Consider the following 18,425-nt stretch of genomic DNA (forward strand, 5'->3'; position numbering starts at 1 on the left):
GACCTGCGCATGTCTTGCCCCCTCTGACTGGGGAATTTACCATCACGGTTCATTCCGCGGAGCGTGCTGCCATGCGCATCGGATCAACTGCTTTTGCGATCCTTCTCAGCCTTATACCCGTTTCCGTATACGCGGCGGAGGATGCGGCCCTGTTGCGGCGGGTCATGTCGGACTATTCGCCACCGAAGGCCATAGACCGCACGCTGCCCCGATATCCCGACAGCATGGCACGTCACGGATATGAAGGCTGGGTGATGCTGCGCCACACCATACGGGCCGACGGTTCCGTTACCGATCTGGAAGTGCTGGAGGCCAGCAATGGCGATTTCACCGATCCGGCGGTCGAAACGGCCCGCCAATGGCGGTATGAGCCGGCAACGCTGGCCGGCCGGCCGGTAGAGGTGCAGAACCAGATCACCTATCTGACCTTCTTCATCAAGAACTCGGGTGAACGCACCGTCTCCTCCCATGCGATCCGGGAAGGTTTGAAGGCGGGGGACGAGGCATTGAGGGGCAACCGGCTTGACGAGACCGGGCGCGAAATCGAAAAGCTTTATAAAGCTGCGCGGACGCTCAACGACTATGCTTATATTTTCCAGCTCGACGCCGATTTCCACTTGGCGCTGGGCCGGCCGGTGGACGCCCTGCGCCTGATCGACCGCGCCGCCAGCGAGACTGCGGTGGACAAGACGTTCAAGGCTGCCCGCCTCCAGGAAAAGTTCCGGCTGGAGGCGCGCATGGGCCTCTACGGGGATGCGGTCGCCACATATGAAAGTCTGGAGCAGACCGGTATTCCGGCGCCAGCGGCCTTCACCAAGGCCGTGGCGCAGATGAAAGCGCTGGCCGCGTCCGGCGACCGCATGTCCATCACCATGAACTTCGACGCGGACTGTCCGGAGACCATCAGCTGCGCCGAGGGAGCGGGCTATGCCAGCTATCTGCCGATGCGCCGCACCCTTACCCTGGCCCGGCTGGATGGGCCGCTGATAGAGGTTTTGGCACGTTGCGAGATGATGACGTTGGAGCTGGACGGGACTCCTGGCGCCGTCTGGTTCCTGGACCCCGCCTGGGGAAGGTGCCGGGTGGTCATGAAAGGCGACCGGACCACCACCGTAATGCTGGAGGAAAGCTAAGGGCGGGAATCCTACGCCTCACCACATGGTCTGGCGCGCCTTCTCCGGCCAGGCCTGGTCATAGGCCTCACCGCCCACCCGCTCCTCCGTCAGGGCCGCCAGGATCTGGCCGGGGGTGGGCAGGCTGGCGGGATCGACATGGCGCTCGGGGTTCCACAGCTCCGACCGGATGATCGCGCGGGCGCACTGGAAATAGACGGACTCCACTGCCACCACCATCACCGACCGGGGCGGCTTTCCCTCCACGGCGAAGCTCTCCAGCAGTGTCGCATCCGTGGACAAATGGGCCCGACCATTGACGCGCAGGGTGGTGCCGCTGCCGGGCACCAGGAACAGCAGGGCCACGCGCGGGTCCCGCACGATGTTGCGCAAACTGTCCACCCGGTTGTTGCCGCGCCGGTCGGGCAGCATCAGCGTGCGGTCGTCCGCGATGCGCACAAAGCCCGGCAGGTCGCCCCGCGGCGAACAATCCAGCCCCTCCGGCCCCGAGGTCGCCAGCACGGCGAAGGGCGATGCCTCGATGAAGGCCCGGTAGTGGGGCGTGATCCTGTCCACCTCCTTGGCGGTGGAAGCAGCCTGGGGAACGCCGTACAGCGCCTCCAGCTCCTCGACGGTGCGGATCACGGACATGATTGCGGCCTCCCCATCCACATTGGTTCGGGCAAGCGTAACGGAGACAGGGGCCGATGCGGCGTGCAGCGGCGGCAGTCCTGGGATGCCGCCGGCTAATTTCCTGCCATTTCCGCCGGCTCTTCTCCTGCCCAGCCGCAGGCGGCCAGGGCCGTGCGCATATGCTCCGGAACCGGGGCGATGGCCGTGACGGGGGGCTTGCTCTGCTGGATCGGCACGGTGATGGACCGGCTGTGGAGCTGAAGGGGAAGCTCCGTTCCCGGCGGCCGCCCGCCATAGGCGCCGTCGCCCAGCACCGGATGACCGATATGGGCCATGTGGACGCGGATCTGATGGGTGCGGCCGGTCCTGGGCTCGCACGCGATCCAGGCGACGGGGCCGACGCCGGGCAACTCCCCCCGCCCCATCACCCGCCAGTTGGTCACACTGCGCTGCCCATCCGGATCGTCCGGGGCCAGGGCCACCATCTTCCAGCCCTTGCGGGCATCGGTGCGCTTGGCCAGGGCGGCGTCGACCGTGCCGCCGCTTTCGGCGGGATGGCCCAGCACCACGGTCCAGTACTCCTTGCCGATCCGCCCCTCCTGGAACAGCTTGCCCAGCTTGCGCAGCGCCTTCGGGTGCCGGCCCAGGATTAGGCAGCCCGACGTGTCGCGGTCCAGCCTGTGGGCCAGGGCCGGCGGCCATCTCAGCCCATAGCTCAACGCGCCCAGATGCCGCTCCAGATTGTCGCCGCCGCTGGGACCGGCATGGACGGGCATGCCGGACGGCTTGTCGATGATCAGCATCAGCCCGTCACGGTGCAGCAGGCGGGCTTCCAGTTCGGCGGGGGTCACGGGCAATGTCCAGGGGTGGGGAAGGTCCGACCCATATAGCCGACCCGGCCCTGCCAGGGAACCGCCGTGCCGGACCCTTGCATTCCGTCCGCGCCTACGCCTCAATCGCGGCAGCACCGGGCAGATCGGCGGACCAGCATGCAACCCCTTCCAGGCGCAGCCCCGGTCGTGCTGCGCATGCGCAAACATCTGGCCGGCGTGCACCTGCCCCGTCCGGACTGGCCGCCCGGAACCCGACCGGCGCCCTTCAACCCGCTGGCCCACCCGCCGGCCGCCCACCGGCTGCTGGCCCAGGCCTACGAGGTGGGCGGCGGATCGGTGGCGGGTTTCGCGGGCTGGTGGAAAAGCGTGCGCACCGACAATGAATACGACCCGACCCTGTGCTTCGTCGCGGTGGCGCAGGACAGCGGGCGGATGCTGGGTTTCGCCCAGTGCTGGACCAGCGACTGGATCAAGGATTTCGTCATCTCCCCCGATTTCCGCCGCCGCGGGCTGGGCCGCGCCCTGCTGCTGCATGTGTTCCACGCCTTCCAGCGCCGCGGCGCGCGGGAGGTGGCGCTGGGCGTCCATGCCGACAACCCCTCGGGCGCCGTCCGCCTCTATCGCTCCCTCGGCATGGAGGTGGCGGAGGTTCGCCTGCCGCCGGCCTGAGCGTAAGGGAACCACGCCCCGCCTGCACCGGTTGCGGCCGTGATCCAGGAAAGGAGCCGGCGGATGCGCATCCACCATCTGAACTGCGGGACCATGTGCCCCTGGGGGGCGCGGCTGATGGATGGCCGGGACCGGGGGCCGGGACCGGCCCGGGTTGTCTGCCACGTGCTGCTGATCGAGACGGACCGGCACGGGCTGGTGCTGGTGGATACCGGGCTGGGCCAGCGCGATGTGCGCGATCCCACGCGCATCAGCCCGCTGTTCCGCGCCCTGAACCGGCCCCAGCTACGGCTGGAGGATACGGCGACGTGGCAGGTGCGGCGGCTGGGCTTCGACCCGCGCGACGTCCGCCATATCGTGCTGACCCATCTGGATTTCGACCATGCCGGCGGGCTGGAGGATTTCCCGCAGGCCACGATCCATGTGCTGGGGGCGGAGTTCGACGCCGCCGCCAAGGCCGTCATCGACCCCCGCGCCGGCCTGATCGCCCGCCACCGCTACCGCCTGCCGCAATGGGACGATTCCCTGCGCTGGCGCACCTATGAGCCGGTGGGCGAGGGCTGGTTCGGCTTCCAGTCCGTGCGCGACCTGGACGGGCTGCCCCCGGAAATCCTATTCGTGCCGCTGGCCGGCCATACCCACGGACACAGCGGCGTGGCGGTAAAGGTGGAGGATGGCTGGATGCTGCACGCCGGCGACGCCTATTTCCATGAGGCGGAGATGGATTCCCACGCGCCGGACTGTCCGCCGGGCCTGCGCTTCTACCAGACCATGATGGAGGTGGACCGCCGCTCCCGCCTTGCCAACCAGCACCGTCTGCGCGGGCTGGCGCGGGAATTCAGCCATGAGGTACTGGTCTTCTGCGCCCACGACGCCCATGAGCTGGAGGTGCTGCAACGCTGCCGGAATGGCGGGGCGCGGATCGGCATGGCCGCGGACATGCTGGCCACCGACCGACCGCGGGCCGCCGCCTATGCGTGAGGCTTCGTAGGTCGGATCAAGCGAAGCGCCGATCCGACACACTGCCACCGTTCTGTGCCGCTGTGTCGGATCGGCGGGCGCTGCCCTTGATCCGACCTACGGCTCACACCCAGCGCCGCACCCGCCCGGCATAGGCGGGCCAGGCCTGGGGGAAGCTGCGGGACAGCGCGGCCTCCTCCTGCCGCACCTGCACCTGGATCACCGTCCAGCCCAGCACCAGAAGGGCGGCGGTCAGGGCGGTGGGCGACCACAGCAGCACGCCCGCCATCTGCGCCAGCATGCCCAGGAAGGTGGGGTTGCGGCTGATCCGGAAGATGCCATGGGTCACCAGCTCCCCCGGCCCGCCGGCCGGGATGCCGATCCGCCAGCTCGTCCGCATGGCGACCTGCCCGGTGCCGGCGATTACCGCGCCGACGATCTGCACCGCGACACCGGCCCATTCGATCTCCGGCCGGTCCAACCCCGGAATCAGCCCCAGGCGGCTTTCCGCCTCCGGCCAGGCCAGCAGCAGCGTTACATAGCCCACGAACAGCGCCAGCACGGCTCGGAACCCGCGCTCCACGAAGCGCTGCAACGAGTCGGCGGCCTGGAACACATAAGGATTGATCCCCCGCGCCCGCCACAGCCACAGCGACCGCCCGACGAACAGGGAGGCATAGGCCAGGAAAATGGCGGCGGGCAGGATGGGTGGGATGTGCATGGCGGCCTCCGTGGGCGGGATTGCTGATCTCCTGCCACCGTGATCCTTCCAGGAACTGGAAGGTCAAGGGCCGTTGCACGGGCATCCTGTGCGCTGCCGTTCGAGTCTGATTGGTGGTCAGGCCGGTGACATCTAGAAAGATGAACAGGCTGATCCCGCCGTAGGTCGCAAGGAGCGCAGCGGATTGCGACGCTCCTTGCCACGGGCTGGCGGCAACGTCGCAATCCGGCCTCCTTGCGACCTACAAGTCCGAAGTAGGTCGGTCACGCGCAGCGTAGCCGACAGGGAGGCTCACCACGCTTTGGCGTTGGGGCTGGCGACATTATGAAAGATGAAAATGATGAACAGGATGAAAATGATGGACCGAGCGCGTCGCAGGCAGTGCTCAAGATCGGGCAGGAGCTGAGGCAGAAGCCCAATGGCCCTGCACCATCATTTTCATCCTGTTCATCATTTCCATCTTTCGAGATGTCACCTGCCCAGACATTTGGCTCGGCTCGCGCTGGCCGTGAGAGACGGTCGAATATCAGGCAAGGATGAATAGGATGAATAGGATGGGGGAGAGCACCTCATCCGCCGGTGCTGATTGATGATGGGGGATTGGCTCCGCCGGTCCAGCGCGCCATCCCATTCATCCTATTCATCCTATTCATCCTTTCCCACATCCCGAACCATGCCTTCCACAGGGAAGCCAGTGTCGAATGGCCCGGCTATCCGTGATGTGTTTCCCCTTGGCCCGGCAGGATCATATTTCCCGCGGCAGGCGCAGGCCGACCGTGGTGCCCTCGCCGGGGCGGCTTTCCAGGGTGATTTCGCCGGCCAGCGGACCGGTCACCAGATTATGGACGATATGCAGACCAAGTCCCGTGCCGCCGGCATCCCGCTTGGTGGTGAAGAAGGGCTCGAAGGCGCGGGCCAGCACCTCCTCTTCCATTCCGGCACCGGTGTCGGACACGGCAATGCGCAGATGGCTTTCCCCGTCCGGCCGCGCCGTGATCAGGATGTGCGGACGCTCCACCCCCTCGAAGGCGTGCAGCACGGCGTTGTTCACCAGATTGGTGATGACCTGGGCCAGCGCGCCGGTGCGGGTGGTCAGGGCCGGTCCCGGTCCCGGCGGCAGGGTCAGCGCGACGCCCCGGCGGCGCAGCAACGGCTCCAGGCTGGCGGAGAGGCCGCGCAGCCAGTCGGTCAGCTCGATGCGGCGGGGCGCATCGTCGGCATGGTCGCCGGAGACCTGCCGGAAGCTCTTCACCAGATCGACGGCGCGGGCGAGATTGGCCTCCATCATCTCCGTCGCCTCCTCCACCAGTCCGGCGAACTCGTCCAGGTCGGCGCGGCGGGCGGAGCGGGCGCGCACCGCCCCGACGAAGCGGCGGGACTCCTCCCGCAGGTGGCTGGCGGTGGTCAGCGCGATGCCGACCGGCGTATTGATCTCATGTGCCACCCCGGCCACGGTGCGGCCCAGGCTGGCCAACTTTTCCTGCTGGATCAGGGTGGCCTGGGCGGCCTGAAGATCGGTAAGGGCGGCGGCGGCGGAGGCGCGGGCCTGCTCGGCCGCCGCGAACGCCTCCGCATTGGCCAGCGCCACGGCGCCATAGGCGCAGAGCGTCCGCAGGATCAGCCGCTCCCGCTCGCCATAGGCATGCTCGCGCGCACTCTGGACCGAGATCACGCCCAGCAGCCGCCCGCTCCGGCCGGCATCGCCAAGGGCAACGGGCGCGAACAGGGCGGTCAGCATGGGGCGGGTGCCGGGATAGGCGGCCCGCCGATCGCCGGGCACCAGCTCCACCAGCACCTCCTCCCGGCTCGCGGCGACGCGGGCGGAGGGAGCTTCCGGATCGTCCAGCGGGATCGCATGGCCCGGAATGGGCTTTCCGGCCTCCAGCCCGAAGCGGAGCGTCAGGGCCTTGGAGTCCGGGTCGATGAGGTAGATGCCGAACCCGTCCGCATCCATCAGGTCGCGCGCCGCCTCGTGCAGGGCGTGGAACACGGCCTCCACCTCGAGGCTGGTGGTGATCTCCTGCCCGATGCGGCCCAGCAGTTCCAGCGCCTGGATGGCGCGCTGCGCCGCCTCTGCCCGCGCCCTTTCCGACTCCGCCAGCCGGCGCAGATGGGCGGCCTCGTCCCGCGCCCGCTCCGTCTGGAAGCGGATCTCCATGGCCATCAGCCGGTCCTTGGCCTGCTTTGTGCGGCTCTGTTCCAGCGCCTGCCCGGCCCGCCGCTCAAACCGGTAGGCGGCGGCGAAGTCGCCGGTCTCCGCATGGGCTTCGGCCAGTTGGGACAGCAGGTTGAAGGAGGGGATCAGCCCCTCGATGCTCTCCGCCACGGTAAGAGCGCGGTTCAGGAAATGGATGCGGGCGCTGGGCGCCTCCATCCCCTCGGGCGCGGCCAGCCGGTAGCGGCGGTGGATGTCGGCCAGCACCACATAGGTTTCCACCTGCCGACCGAGATCGCCGCTGCTCCGCGCCACCTTCAGCGCCTGCCCCGCGGCCTTCACGGCCTCGTCCGGCTGGTCCAGCAGGCAGTGGCAGTGGGCCTGTCCGCGCAGCCCCTCCATCAGCAGATCCTGCATGCCGAGCCGCCGGCCCAGGGTCTCGCACTCCACATAGGCGTCGCGGGCGGCCTCCGCATCGCCAAGGTCGATGCTGACATCGCCCAGATACTGCAAGGCGGTGCCATAGGCGCGGGACCGGCGGAAGGGCTTCATCCAGGCCATCCCCTCCCGCACCAGGGCGGCGGCCCGTTCCGGCTGGTCCAGCCGGCGGGTGGGGCGGCTGGCCTGCACCAGCGCATAGCCGACGATGGCCGGCCAGCCGGTGGGCTGGGCCAGCTCCCGCCCCCGCTCCATCCAGGCCAACGCCTCGGCATAGTCGTTGACGTTGTCAAAGGCCGTGCCGCAGCCCAGCGCCATCATCACGCCCAGCCGCGTCTGCCCGGACTTCAGCGCCTGCTCCAGCCCCTGCTGCCAGTAGCGCGCCGCCTCCACATAGCTGCTGCAGGCGAACTGCACGACGCCCCAGAAGAAATCGCTGAGCGCCGTCAGCCCCGGATGGCCGAGCGCCGCTCCCGCCTCCAGCCTTGGCCCCCAGATGTCGCGGGTGCCGGCAGCGTCGCGATAGGCCGCCTCCCGCGCCAGGGTCGCCTCGGCGATGCGCAGGCGCAGATCGTCGCCGGCGCGGGCATAGCATTGCAGCCCGGCGGCCAGCACCTCCCCCCGCCGACCGCTCTGTCCACGGTCGAAGGCCAGCCAGGCTTCCACCATACGGGCATCGCCCTCGCCCACCGGGTCGCCTATGGCGCGGAAGCCGGTGAGCGCCGCCGTCAGCAGGTCCTCCGCCGCATCAAGCTCCGCAAGAAGCGTGCGGACCTCGGCGCGGGTGAGGCAGAGACGGGCGCGTAGCCGCTGCACCGCCTCCCCGGTCAGGGTCGCGGCCTCGGCCAGGCACTGCTCCGCCTCCTCCGCCAGGGCCAGGGCGCGGGCGGAGTCCCGCTGGCGCATGTACCAGGCAAGGGTGGTCAGCGCGTCGGCACGGGCGGCGGCGTCCGCCGGCCGGCCCAGCCGCGTTTCAAGTTCCTCGATATGGTCGGCAAGCCCGAACGGGTCGAGCACCGGACACCTCGGCGTAGAGGGTTGGGAACAGAACGAGCTTACACCGGAATACGACCCCCTGTACCAGCCCCCTCGCCCGTCGACCGGTTCAGGGCGGGCTTGCGGCGGGGGCGGGGCTGGTCAGAGCGTCAGCACCATTCCCTCTGCCGCCACCAGCGTGCCGGTGCGGACCCGGCAGGCCTCGTCGGCGACGCGGTCCATGATGGTGTCGTTGTGGGACGGGTCATGGTGGAACAGCACCACCTGGCCCACCCCGGCCGCATCGGCGAGGCGCAGCGCCTCCTGCCAGGTGGAATGGCCCCAGCCGCGGTGGCTCTCATATTCCGCGTCGGAGTATGTCGCGTCGTAGACCATGATGTCCGCATTCCGGACCAGCTCCACGATCCGCTCGTCGCGGCGGCCCGGCACATGCTCGGTATCGGTGATGTAGCAGAAAGACCGGCCCCCCTGCTCGATCCGGTAGCCGGTTGCCCCGTTGGGATGGTTTAGCGGCGCAGTCCGCACGATGATGCCGGGATGGATGTCCAGCGTTTCGCCGGCCTGGAATTTGGTGAAGCGGCAACTGCCGGCGATGAGGTTCAGGGGCACGGGGAACAGCGGCTCCGACATGAGCTGCCGGATGATCTGCTCCAGCGTCCGGTCGGGGCCAAGATGCCCCTCCCACATGCGGAAGCAGTTCCGCTTGTCGTAGATCGGAGCGAAGAAGGGCAGGCCGCTGATATGGTCGTAATGGGTGTGGGTCAGGAACAGATCGCCCTTCAGCGCGCCCTCCCCCTTCACCACCCGCTCCTCCAGCACTTCTCCCAGGGCGCGGATGCCGGTGCCGGCATCCAGGATGATCAGGTGATCGGCGCAACGCACCTCCAGGCAGGGGGTGTTTCCGCCATAACGGGCCGTGGCCGGTCCGGGGCTGGCGATGCTGCCCCGAACGCCCCAGAAGGTCACCGTGAACTCCGACTGCTCCGCCACAGACCTCTCCCCCTCCGGCATTCCGACCTCTAACACTGTAGCGCGATGGAAGGACCCGGCTGGAACCTACAGCGCTAGGCGGTAGCCCCCCGGCTCGGTGACCAGGATTTCCGCCTTGGCCGGATCGCGCTCGATCTTGCGGCGCAGGCGGTAAACATGGGTTTCCAGCGTATGGGTGGTGACCGCGGCGTTGTAGCCCCAGACCTCGCCCAGCAGCGTTTCCCGCCCCACCGTCCGGGCGCCGGCGCAGTGAAGGAATCTCAGGATGTCCGCCTCCTTCTCGGTCAGCCGGATGGTGCGCTGCCCGGCCTCGTCCAGCAGCAGCTTGGACGCCGGCTGGAACCGGTAGGGGCCGATCCGGATGGCATCGTCGTCCAGCGATGCGGACTGGCGCAGATGGGCGCGCAGACGGGTCAGCAGCAGGCTCAGCCGGATGGGCTTGGCGACGTAGTCGCTGGCTCCGCAGTCCTGGCCAAGGATGGCCTCCGCGTCGCCGGCGGATGCGGTGAGCATGATCACGGGGCATTTCAGCCCCTGCCCGCGCATGGTCCGGCACAGGTCCCGTCCATCCATGTCGGGCAGCCCTTCCTCCAGCAGGACGGCGTCGAACCCGCCCGCCTCCACCGCCTGGAGCGCGGCCTCGGCCGTGGCCGCCTCCACGGTCTCCACCTGCTCCATCAGGGCGAGCTGCTCCGCCAACGAACCGCGGAGCGCCGCGTCGCTTTCGACCAGAAGAATCCTCTTGAGCGTGGTGCTCATCGCTATCGGCGGTCCTGCACTCTTTCATACGTCCCCGCGGGCGGCGCAGGACGACAGCATCTCACGAGCAACGCGGTCGGCGGCCCTGACGGACCGGGACCGTCAGCGGACGGCAAGTATGTCCGTATGACCTACCAGCAGGCCGGAATCCCCGGCCACGGCCCGCCGCCGCGCTGCCCATTCCCTGATACGGCCGGACGATGCCGGAGCCTGCTCGACTGCGGCACCTTCATATCCGTCCAGCAACGCCAGATGCACGGGCTTTTCCCGCGGGCCGATGCGCCAGTCGGCACGGGCGGCATCCACCTGATAGCCGACGCGGCGCAACGCGTCGATAGCGGCAGCGGGTGCTGCCCCGCCCAGCGCCGGCCCGAACCCCTTGTCCCGGCCCATGTGATCCTCCACCAGCCCCAGCACGAAACCGTCATCCGGATCGGGTTCCTCGAACCGCACCCGTCCATCCACGGTCAGGGTCAGCAGAACCGGCGGAAGGCCGGCTTCCGCCAGCGCGTCGGCGAAACGCTCCACCCAGGCGGCGGATGCCAGATCCAGCAGCGCGCTGGCGGTGATCCCGTCGGCCTCCCTGAAATCCAGGGCGGGCAGGCCGCCGGCCAGATCGCAGGGCCGCATCCGGACCCGCACGCTCCGGTCGGCGGAGCGGAGGGCGAGGCTTCCCCCCTCCTCCGCCACCGCATGGCCGCTGCCGGCGGCCCAGGCGGCGATCTCCCGCGGGGCCGCTTCCAGCAGTGCTGGATCGTTCTCCACCAGGGTCCAGTCCTGCTCCGCCCGGCCGATGCGCGGGGCGAGATGGCGCAGGTTGGCCCCGCTGCCGGCCCCGAGATCGATCAGCCGCGGGCTGCGCGGCAGGCTGCGGCCGAAGGCCCAAGTCAGCTCCACCGCGCGGGCGGCCCCGTCCAAGGGCTCCCGCAGGCGCAGCCAGCCCGGATCGAAGGTGGCGTGGCTCATGCGATGCGCTCGATCCGCCGGTCCAGCGGCACGGCGCGGGCCAGTTCGGAGCGCAGCCGGTCGATGCTGTCCGCCCAGCCCGGCAGCGCATCGCCGGCCTCCCGCGCCGCCTCGGCCGCCGCGCGCAGCCGGTCCGGGCTGGAGAGCAGGCGGCGCAGGGCCGCCGCCAGGGCATCCACATCGCCGGGCGGGACCAGGGCGCCGGCCCCGGCGGGAACCACCTCCGGCAGTGCGCCGGCATGGCCGGCCACCACCGGCACGCCGCGCACCAACGCCTCCGCCGCCGCCATGCCGTAGCCTTCATGGTGGCTGGGCAGCAGGAACAGGGCAGCACCCCGCCACAGGGCGGACAGCTCCGGCTCCCGCACCTCCCCCGGCAGCGAGATGCGGTCCTGGAGACCGGCATCGGCGATGGCGGCCCGGACGGCGGCGGCGTGGGCGGGATCCCGCGTGCCGCTGCCGGCCAGAACCGCATGCCAGGGCAGGTCGCGGCAGGCGTCCAGGGCATGGACCAGGGTGAGGTGCCCCTTGCGCGGGGTGATGGTGGCCAGGGACAGAAGCTTCGGATCGGCGGGATCGAACGCGCCCGCCGGTTCCGCCCGGTCGGTGCCGGGATTGACCACGGCGATGCGGTCCTCGGCCACACCCATCTCCGCCACGTCGCGGGCCGTGGCCCGGCTGGGCACGATCACCCGGCGGGCATTGGCCAGCACCGCGGATTCGAGTTGGCGCAGCACCCCTGCCCGCTCGGCATCCAGGCCGGTTTCCAGATGCAGCGGATGGTGCGCCAGGGCGGTGACGCGCAGCCGGTGCCGGTCCACCCACAGGGCGTGGGCCGCCGCCGGGATCGCCAGCCCGTCCACCAGCACCACCGACCCGTCCGGAATGCGCGCGGTGACGGCATCTGCCTCCAGCCTCGCCTCCTCGTCCGCGAAGGGATGCGGGCCGGGCAGCTCGTGCACGGTGACCTGCTCCCCCCGGCTGCGCAGCCCTTCCACGATCCGGCGCAGGAAGGCGTAGCCGCCGGTGGCCTGGTCGATGGAGCCGGGGCAGAGGATATGGACGGGGCGGCCGATGCTGCGGTTCATGCGACGGGTCCTTCGAAGCTGGCCCAGGCGGCGTGGCTTTCATGCAGGGTGATCTTCAGCCCGGCGAGACCGCGCCCATGCTCGCCCAAGGCGCCCTCGGCGATCCGCGCCTTGATCCGGCGGTGGATTTCGCCGGCCAGGAACTCGGTCGTGGTGTTGCGCCCGCGGAAATCCGACAGCTCGTCCAGGTTCTGGTAGTTCAGCGGGGTCAGCACCTCCTTCAGCAGGGCCGACGCCTCCCCGATATCCACCACCAGCCCGTCCGGCGACAGGCCGGGCCGCCGGAACTCCGCATCCACCACGAAGGTGGCCCCGTGCAGCTTCTGCGCCGGCCCGAAGATCTCCCCCACGAAGCTGTGGGCGATCATGATGTGGTCCCGGACGGTCAAGGCGTACATGGGGGCTCCTGGTTCCTGGTTTCCGGATCACATAGGTCGCGAGGAGCCGGAGGCGGATTGCGACATCTTGCCGGTGGGCGGGCGAATGTCGCGATCCGCCGCGCTCCTTGCGACCTACGGACGCTCATAACGGACCACATGGCACAGCCCGCCCGCTTCCGCCAGCCGGGCCATGGTGCCGGGCATCTGCTCGAACGCGCTATCCCCGTCGAGCAAGGCGTCCAGCCGCCCGTCCTCCAGCAGCGAGAGGGCGAGGTCGAGGCGGCGGGCATGGGACCAGCGGGGGCGCATGGATGGCGCCACCATGCCGACCTGGCTGGAGATCAGGCGCAGCCGCCTGGGATGGAAGCCCGCCCCGAGCGGGGCCGCGACCGGCCGGTCGCCATACCAGGACGCCTCCACCAGCGTGGCCTCCACCCCGCCAGCCCGAGCGCGGTGGCGAGCCCGGCATCGCTGGCGCTGGCATGGATCACCAGATCGCGGTTCCCCGAAGCATGCTCCGGCCCGGTGAAGGGAACGCCCAGCGCCGCCGCCACCGCGGCCCGGACGGGATCGATGTCGATGAGCTGCACGGAGGTGCCGGGAATCCGGGCGGCGAGGAAGGCGGCCAGCAGCCCCACCACGCCGGCCCCGACCACCGCGATCCGCTGGCCGGGCAGCACGCCGCCGTCCCAGAGCAGGTTCAGCGCCGTTTCCATGTTGGCGGCCAGCACGGCGCGGGCCGTGGGCACCCCGTCCGGCACCGGCCGGCAGGCCTCGACCGGCACCAGCATCCGGTCCTGGTGCGGATGCAGCAGGAAGACGCGCCGCCCCAGCAGCTCCGCCGGCCCCTGCTCCACCACGCCCACCAGATTGTAGCCGTACTTCACCGGGCCGGGGAAATCGCCGGACTGGAAGGGGCAGCGCATCGTGTCGCGCAGCGCGTCCGGCACGCCGCCCCGGAACACCAGGCTCTCCGTGCCCCGGCTGATCCCGCTGGCGAGTGCGCGCACCATGGCCTCGCCAGGGGCGGGCGGGCGCAGCTCCTCCGCCCGAATCTCGCCCCGGCCGGGTTCAACCACCCAAAAGGCGCGTGCCGTGCCGCTCATGCATTCCGGTCCCGATCTGGTCATCGCGCGGCAGCGTGGAGCGGGCACGCGCGGAGGTCAAGGCAGGGCATCGTTTCCGCCGCCCTTGCTTCCCTGGGGCGGAGCCCAACCTTTATCGCATGAGCATTGGACTCCATCCCTCGTCCGCAGGCGCGGACCACACGCTGGCGCGGCAAGTGGCGGCCCATCTGGCCGTTGCCGCCGCCATCGCCGCCGGGGCGGGGGCGGCGTTGGGAGAGGCGCTGGGGATGCCGGTGCCCTATGCCGCCGGTTCGCTCGCCGTGTTCCTGCTGGTCGCGGCCAACGCCGCGCGGGGCCTGCCCCTGCATGCGCCGCACCGGCGCTGGGGCGACGCCAACCGGGTCACCCTGGCGCGCGGCGTGCTGATCAGCTTGGTGGGCGGCGCGCTGGCCGTGATCCCGCATCTCGGCGCTGCCGGCCTGTGGGCGGTCTCCGCCATCGCCGTCATGGCCCTGGCCCTGGACGGGGCCGATGGCTGGGTGGCACGGCGGCAGCGCATGTCCAGCGAGTACGGCGCCCGCTTCGACATGGGGCTGGACACGCTGCTGACCCTGATCCTGGCCCTGCTGCTCTGGCGGCTGGGGGAGGCGGGGCCATGGGTTCTACTGGCGGGGCTGCTGCGCCATCTGTTCGTGCTGGCCGGCATGGCGGTGCCCCGGTTGCAGGGGCGGCTTCCCTTCAGCCAGCGGCGGCGGGTGGTCTGCGTGGTGCAGATCGCGGCCCTTGCCGCCGGGCTTACCCCGCTTGTCGGGCCGCCCTGGACCGGCCTTGCGGCTGGTGCCGCTCTTGGACTTTTGCTTTTCTCCTTCCTGGTGGATACGGTCTGGCTTCTGCGACAGGACGGCCGCCCGGACGTTACACATTCGGAAGGCCGGATATGACCGCACCGATCGGCAGTACGAACATGGCCCTGGACATCCTTCCCGCGGACCTGAACCGCCCCCTGGACCGCGCCGCCCAGCGTGCCGTGGACCGCGCCCTTTCGGAGCTGCGCCGGGCGGAAACGGTGGTGCTGGGAACCGCCGACGGCTGCACGCTTCTGGTCCAGGCGGCGGAATCGGCCACGGCCCCCGGCCTGTCCGCCCTGCAGGTGTTGGGCGGACAGTCGCCGGTGCTGGCGATCAGCGGACAGCGCGCCCTGGCGCTGGGGCTGCAGGTGGCGGAGAGCAGCACCGTGCTGCTGCGCCCCGGCACAGCCCTGGCCCCCGATCTGGCCCGCACCCTGGCTGACCCTACCCATCAGCCCGCCCGCCCCCGCGCCGCCGCATTGCCGCCGGCGGAGGAGCTGCCGCCCGGTTCGACCCCCGAAGGGGCGGCGCTGCTGCTGGTGAAGCTGGCCCGCATGCTGCCGGCCGCCATCGTGGCGGAGGTGCCGAGGGCAGGGGACGCGGCCCTGTTCGCCCGCAAGCACGACCTGCTGCCGGTGCGGCAGGAGGACATCCTGGCCTACCGCGACCAGACCGCCCGCACGCTCTACCGCGTGGCGGAGGCCACGGTGCCGCTGGAGGATGCGGAGCGCACCCGCATCCTGGCCTTCCGCCCGTCCGACGGCGGGCCGGAGCATCTGGCCATTGTGATCGGCGAACCGAAGCCGGGCGAGCCGGTGCTGACCCGGCTGCACAGCGAATGCTTCACCGGCGATCTGCTGGGCTCCCTGCGCTGCGACTGCGGCCCGCAGCTCCGCGGCGCGATCAAGGAGATCGCGGAGGCCGGGGCAGGGGTGCTGCTCTATCTGGCGCAGGAGGGGCGGGGCATCGGGCTGGTCAACAAGCTGCGCGCCTACCGGCTCCAGGATGGCGGGCTGGACACGGTGGACGCCAACACCGCCCTGGGCTTCGACGCCGACGAGCGTGTCTATTTCCCGGCCGCCAGCATGCTGAAGTCGCTGGGCTTCAAGGCGGTGCGGCTGCTGACCAACAACCCGGACAAGATGGCCCAGCTCGCCAAATGCGGCGTGCAGGTGGTGGACCGCGTCCCCCACATCTTCCCCAGCAACGGCCACAACGAGGCCTATCTCCGCACCAAGGCGGAGAAGTCCGGGCACATGTTCTGACGTCGTCCCGTTTTCACTATCCCAATTTGCAGACCCGCACGTACATTTCCTCCCCATACCGGGCAGGGAGCGATGAAAGTGCGTTTGGCTGTTCTGGGCGCGATTGCGGTGCTGGGCTTCTGTGTGCAGCCGGCCAAGGCGGCGGAGGCGTCGCCTCCGGCCTTCGAGATCGAGCGTAGCGCTGTCCACACGATCGAGTCCGCCGTGGCCAAGCGGCGCTACGGGATCTTCGTGAAGACCCCGCCGGGATATGATGACCCGGCGAATGCCGGGCGGCGCTATCCGGTCATCTACATGACCGACGGCCCCTACACCTTCCAGGTCGCCTCCGGCATCTCGCGGCTGCTGTTCAGCCAGAAGAAGATGGAGGAGTTCATCCTGGTCGGCATCGGCTATGCGGAGGGCGAGTCCGGCACAGCCAGCCGCAACCGCGACCTGACGCCCTGGACCAATCCGAACAACCCCGGCATCGGCGGAGCCGCCGCCTTCCTGAAGTTCATCCGCACGGACGCGATGCCGGAGCTGGAGCGGCTCTACCGCATCGATCCCGCGCGCCGCACCCTGGCGGGCCAGTCCTATGGCGGCCTGTTTGGCCTGTGGGTGGCGCTGACGGAGCCGGAGCTGTTCTCCAGCTACATCCTGACCAGCCCGTCCATCTGGTACGCCCGCAAGGCGCTGCTGGAGCTGGAGGCGCGCTACGCGGCGAAGAACAAGGACATGAGGGCGGCCATCTATTTCGCCATCGGCTCCTTCGAAACGGTGAACCCGGCCTCCGACGATCCGCGCTATCTCGCCACCAACGACATGGTCGGCGACCAGCAGGAGATGGCGAAGCGGCTCCAGTCCCGCAACTATCCCGGCCTGCGCGTGCGCAGCGACGTGATCGAGGGCACCGTGCACGAAACCACCTTCCCCGTAGGGCTGATCCACGCGCTGCATTGGCTGTTCCCCTATCTGGGGAAGTAGGTCGGCGGCCACCTTCGCCCTTTGACAAGGGCAAGGTGAGGGGGCTCCTTCGACATCTTCGCAAGCGGGAGCATGTCCTCGCCCTGAGCCTGTCGTTGCCGCAGGCGGCTAGGGCAGGGACATGCGGGCCGGCAGAACGGACACCGCCTCACGCGTGCTTCAGCCGGCGCTCCCAGTGCTGCACCAGCTTGGTCAGCACGGTGTTCAGGATCAGGTAGATGGCGCCGGCGATGACGAACACCTCCACCGGCTGGAAGGTGCGGGCGGCGATGGCGCGGGCCGCACCCGTCAGCTCCATCAGCGTGATGGTGGAGGCGAGGGAGCTGGCCTGCACCATCTGGATCACCTCGTTGCCATAGGCCGGCAGAGCCTGGCGGAAGGCCTGGGGCAGGATGATGCGGCGGTAGAGCAGGAAGCCGGACATGCCCACCGAGCGCGCCGCCTCGATCTGGCCGAAATGGACCGAGCGGATGCCGCCGCGGATGATCTCCCCGGTATAGGCGGCGCTGTTCAGGGTCAGCGCCAGGATGGCGCACCAGTAGGGTTCCCGCAGGAAGGGCCAGAGCACGCTGTCCCGCACCGCCTCGAACTGGCCGATGCCGTAATAGATCAGGAAAAGCTGCACCAGCAGCGGGGTGGAGCGGAAAACGAACACATAGCCGCCCACCAGCGCCGACAAGGGGCGGAAGCCGGACAGGCGGGCCATCGCCACCCCGACCGCCAGCACCAGCCCCAGCAGCAGGGACAGCGCCACGAGCTGCACCGTCAGCACGGCCCCGGACAGGAGTTGCGGCAGGCTGGACAGGATCAGGTCGATATTCATTGCCCTGCTCCTCCTTTAGCCCGCGACCCGGCGCACGCCGCGCTCGGACCGCCGCTCCGCCCAGCGGAAGGCGGCTTCCGAGCCGGTGGTCAGCGCCATATAGATCACCGCCGCGGCGACATAGAAGGTGAAGGGGTCCCGCGTCGCGCCAGCGGCCACATGGGCGGTGCGCATCAACTCCGCCAGGGCCGTGACGCTGACCAAGGCCGTGTCCTTGAGGGTGAGCTGCCAGACATTGCCCAGGCCGGGCAGGGCGAAGCGCAGCGCCTGGGGGATCAGGACCCGGCGCAGGATCAGGAATCGGTGCATGCCCAGCGACAGCGCCGCCTCGATCTGGCCCTTGGGCACGGCCTGCACAGCGCCCCGGATCACCTCCGCCGAATAGGCGCCGGATACGATGCCCACGGCGGCGACGCCCACGGCGAATGCCGACAGCTCGACCCGTCCGCCATAGCCGAAAACACCGGCCACCCAGGTGACAAGCCCAGCCCCGCCGAAGAACAGCAGCCAGATGATCAGCAGCGCCGGCACTCCGCGGACCACCACCGTGTAAGTGCCGGCAACGGCGCGCAGCACCGGGCCGCCGGCCAGCTTCGCCGCCGCCGCCAGGGAGCCCAGCAGGATGCCCACCGCATAGGACAGCAGCGCCACCGCGATGGTGACCCCGGCCCCGCGCAGCATCTCATCCCCCCAGCCGGTGGGACCGAAACTCAACAGCTCGAACATGGGCGGGGATGGTCTCCGGGGGATGCTGTG

Annotated in this window: 19 protein-coding genes; 6 read left to right on the plus strand and 13 right to left on the minus strand. The window is 69.8% G+C overall.

The genetic code is table 11. The features are described 5' to 3' along the window. Positions 1-71: 71 nt before the first annotated feature. Complete coding sequence (locus tag DOL89_RS14730; RefSeq protein ID WP_162937539.1) at positions 72-1,133, plus strand: energy transducer TonB; 1,062 nt, start codon at positions 72-74, stop codon at positions 1,131-1,133. 18 nt (positions 1,134-1,151) lie between these two features. Here DOL89_RS14730 and DOL89_RS14735 read toward each other — a convergent pair whose 3' ends face one another. Both DOL89_RS14735 and DOL89_RS14740 read right to left on the minus strand, forming a co-directional pair. Then, positions 1,152-1,763 (minus strand): pyridoxamine 5'-phosphate oxidase family protein, encoded by a 612-nt coding sequence (locus DOL89_RS14735; protein WP_119679828.1) that lies wholly within the window; start codon positions 1,761-1,763, stop codon positions 1,152-1,154. A gap of 95 nt (positions 1,764-1,858) precedes the next feature. Next, the gene (locus tag DOL89_RS14740; protein WP_205574595.1) at positions 1,859-2,596 is read right to left on the minus strand and encodes an RluA family pseudouridine synthase; all 738 of its coding nucleotides are present in this window, start codon (positions 2,594-2,596) and stop codon (positions 1,859-1,861) included. Positions 2,597-2,734: 138 nt separating this feature from the next. On the opposite strand from DOL89_RS14740, the gene DOL89_RS14745 reads away from it, so the two are divergent. Next, positions 2,735-3,247 (plus strand): GNAT family N-acetyltransferase, encoded by a 513-nt coding sequence (locus tag DOL89_RS14745; protein ID WP_162937540.1) that lies wholly within the window; start codon positions 2,735-2,737, stop codon positions 3,245-3,247. A gap of 63 nt (positions 3,248-3,310) precedes the next feature. Continuing rightward, the gene (locus DOL89_RS14750) at positions 3,311-4,228 is read left to right on the plus strand and encodes an MBL fold metallo-hydrolase (protein ID WP_119679830.1); all 918 of its coding nucleotides are present in this window, start codon (positions 3,311-3,313) and stop codon (positions 4,226-4,228) included. Between the two features lie 103 nt (positions 4,229-4,331). Here the strand turns inward: DOL89_RS14750 and DOL89_RS14755 are convergent, their stop codons facing one another. The 9 genes from DOL89_RS14755 to DOL89_RS14790 all read right to left on the minus strand — a co-directional run bounded on the left by DOL89_RS14755 (position 4,332) and on the right by DOL89_RS14790 (position 13,806). Beyond that, on the minus strand, positions 4,332-4,928 hold the full coding sequence (locus DOL89_RS14755; protein ID WP_119679831.1) for a methyltransferase family protein: 597 nt from the start codon (positions 4,926-4,928) through the stop codon (positions 4,332-4,334). 745 nt (positions 4,929-5,673) lie between these two features. Then, entirely contained in the window at positions 5,674-8,538 is a 2,865-nt protein-coding gene (locus DOL89_RS25860; RefSeq protein ID WP_119679832.1) for a sensor histidine kinase, read from the minus strand. 120 nt (positions 8,539-8,658) lie between these two features. After that, positions 8,659-9,507: an MBL fold metallo-hydrolase gene (locus DOL89_RS14765; RefSeq protein WP_318658512.1), complete on the minus strand. Its 849-nt coding sequence runs from the start codon at positions 9,505-9,507 to the stop codon at positions 8,659-8,661. A gap of 66 nt (positions 9,508-9,573) precedes the next feature. Continuing rightward, the gene (locus DOL89_RS14770) at positions 9,574-10,266 is read right to left on the minus strand and encodes a response regulator transcription factor (protein ID WP_119679834.1); all 693 of its coding nucleotides are present in this window, start codon (positions 10,264-10,266) and stop codon (positions 9,574-9,576) included. A gap of 102 nt (positions 10,267-10,368) precedes the next feature. After that, positions 10,369-11,232 (minus strand): class I SAM-dependent methyltransferase, encoded by an 864-nt coding sequence (locus DOL89_RS14775; protein WP_119679835.1) that lies wholly within the window; start codon positions 11,230-11,232, stop codon positions 10,369-10,371. Beyond that, entirely contained in the window at positions 11,229-12,320 is a 1,092-nt protein-coding gene (locus DOL89_RS14780; protein ID WP_119679836.1) for a glycosyltransferase family 4 protein, read from the minus strand. Before DOL89_RS14780 ends, DOL89_RS14775 begins: the two co-directional genes overlap by 4 nt. Beyond that, positions 12,317-12,718: a 6-pyruvoyl trahydropterin synthase family protein gene (locus DOL89_RS14785; RefSeq protein WP_119679837.1), complete on the minus strand. Its 402-nt coding sequence runs from the start codon at positions 12,716-12,718 to the stop codon at positions 12,317-12,319. The genes DOL89_RS14780 and DOL89_RS14785 overlap by 4 nt, the downstream gene beginning before the upstream one ends. A gap of 114 nt (positions 12,719-12,832) precedes the next feature. After that, on the minus strand, positions 12,833-13,120 hold the full coding sequence (locus DOL89_RS25570) for an MDR/zinc-dependent alcohol dehydrogenase-like family protein (RefSeq protein ID WP_225889815.1): 288 nt from the start codon (positions 13,118-13,120) through the stop codon (positions 12,833-12,835). Continuing rightward, positions 13,042-13,806: a zinc-dependent alcohol dehydrogenase gene (locus DOL89_RS14790; RefSeq protein WP_225889816.1), complete on the minus strand. Its 765-nt coding sequence runs from the start codon at positions 13,804-13,806 to the stop codon at positions 13,042-13,044. Before DOL89_RS14790 ends, DOL89_RS25570 begins: the two co-directional genes overlap by 79 nt. A gap of 119 nt (positions 13,807-13,925) precedes the next feature. Between DOL89_RS14790 and DOL89_RS14795 the strand changes: the two genes are divergently transcribed. The 3 genes from DOL89_RS14795 to DOL89_RS14805 all read left to right on the plus strand — a co-directional run bounded on the left by DOL89_RS14795 (position 13,926) and on the right by DOL89_RS14805 (position 16,846). Beyond that, a complete protein-coding gene (locus tag DOL89_RS14795; RefSeq protein WP_119679838.1) occupies positions 13,926-14,708 on the plus strand; it encodes a CDP-alcohol phosphatidyltransferase family protein in 783 nt (260 codons plus the stop codon). Next, positions 14,705-15,880, plus strand: a complete 1,176-nt coding sequence (ribA, locus tag DOL89_RS14800) for a GTP cyclohydrolase II (protein WP_318658513.1) — start codon at positions 14,705-14,707, stop codon at positions 15,878-15,880. Before DOL89_RS14795 ends, ribA begins: the two co-directional genes overlap by 4 nt. A 72-nt stretch (positions 15,881-15,952) precedes the next feature. Continuing rightward, positions 15,953-16,846: an alpha/beta hydrolase gene (locus DOL89_RS14805; RefSeq protein WP_119679839.1), complete on the plus strand. Its 894-nt coding sequence runs from the start codon at positions 15,953-15,955 to the stop codon at positions 16,844-16,846. 148 nt (positions 16,847-16,994) lie between these two features. On the opposite strand, the gene DOL89_RS14810 is transcribed toward DOL89_RS14805, so the two are convergent. Together DOL89_RS14810 and DOL89_RS14815 are read right to left on the minus strand one after the other, a co-directional pair. Next, positions 16,995-17,669, minus strand: coding sequence for an ABC transporter permease (locus DOL89_RS14810; protein ID WP_119679840.1), 675 nt, complete (start codon positions 17,667-17,669; stop codon positions 16,995-16,997). A 15-nt stretch (positions 17,670-17,684) separates the two neighbouring features. Continuing rightward, positions 17,685-18,395: an ABC transporter permease gene (locus DOL89_RS14815; RefSeq protein WP_119679841.1), complete on the minus strand. Its 711-nt coding sequence runs from the start codon at positions 18,393-18,395 to the stop codon at positions 17,685-17,687. Positions 18,396-18,425 lie beyond the last annotated feature (30 nt).

The organism is Indioceanicola profundi (assembly GCF_003568845.1).
Taxonomy (GTDB): Bacteria; Pseudomonadota; Alphaproteobacteria; order Azospirillales; family Azospirillaceae; genus Indioceanicola; species Indioceanicola profundi.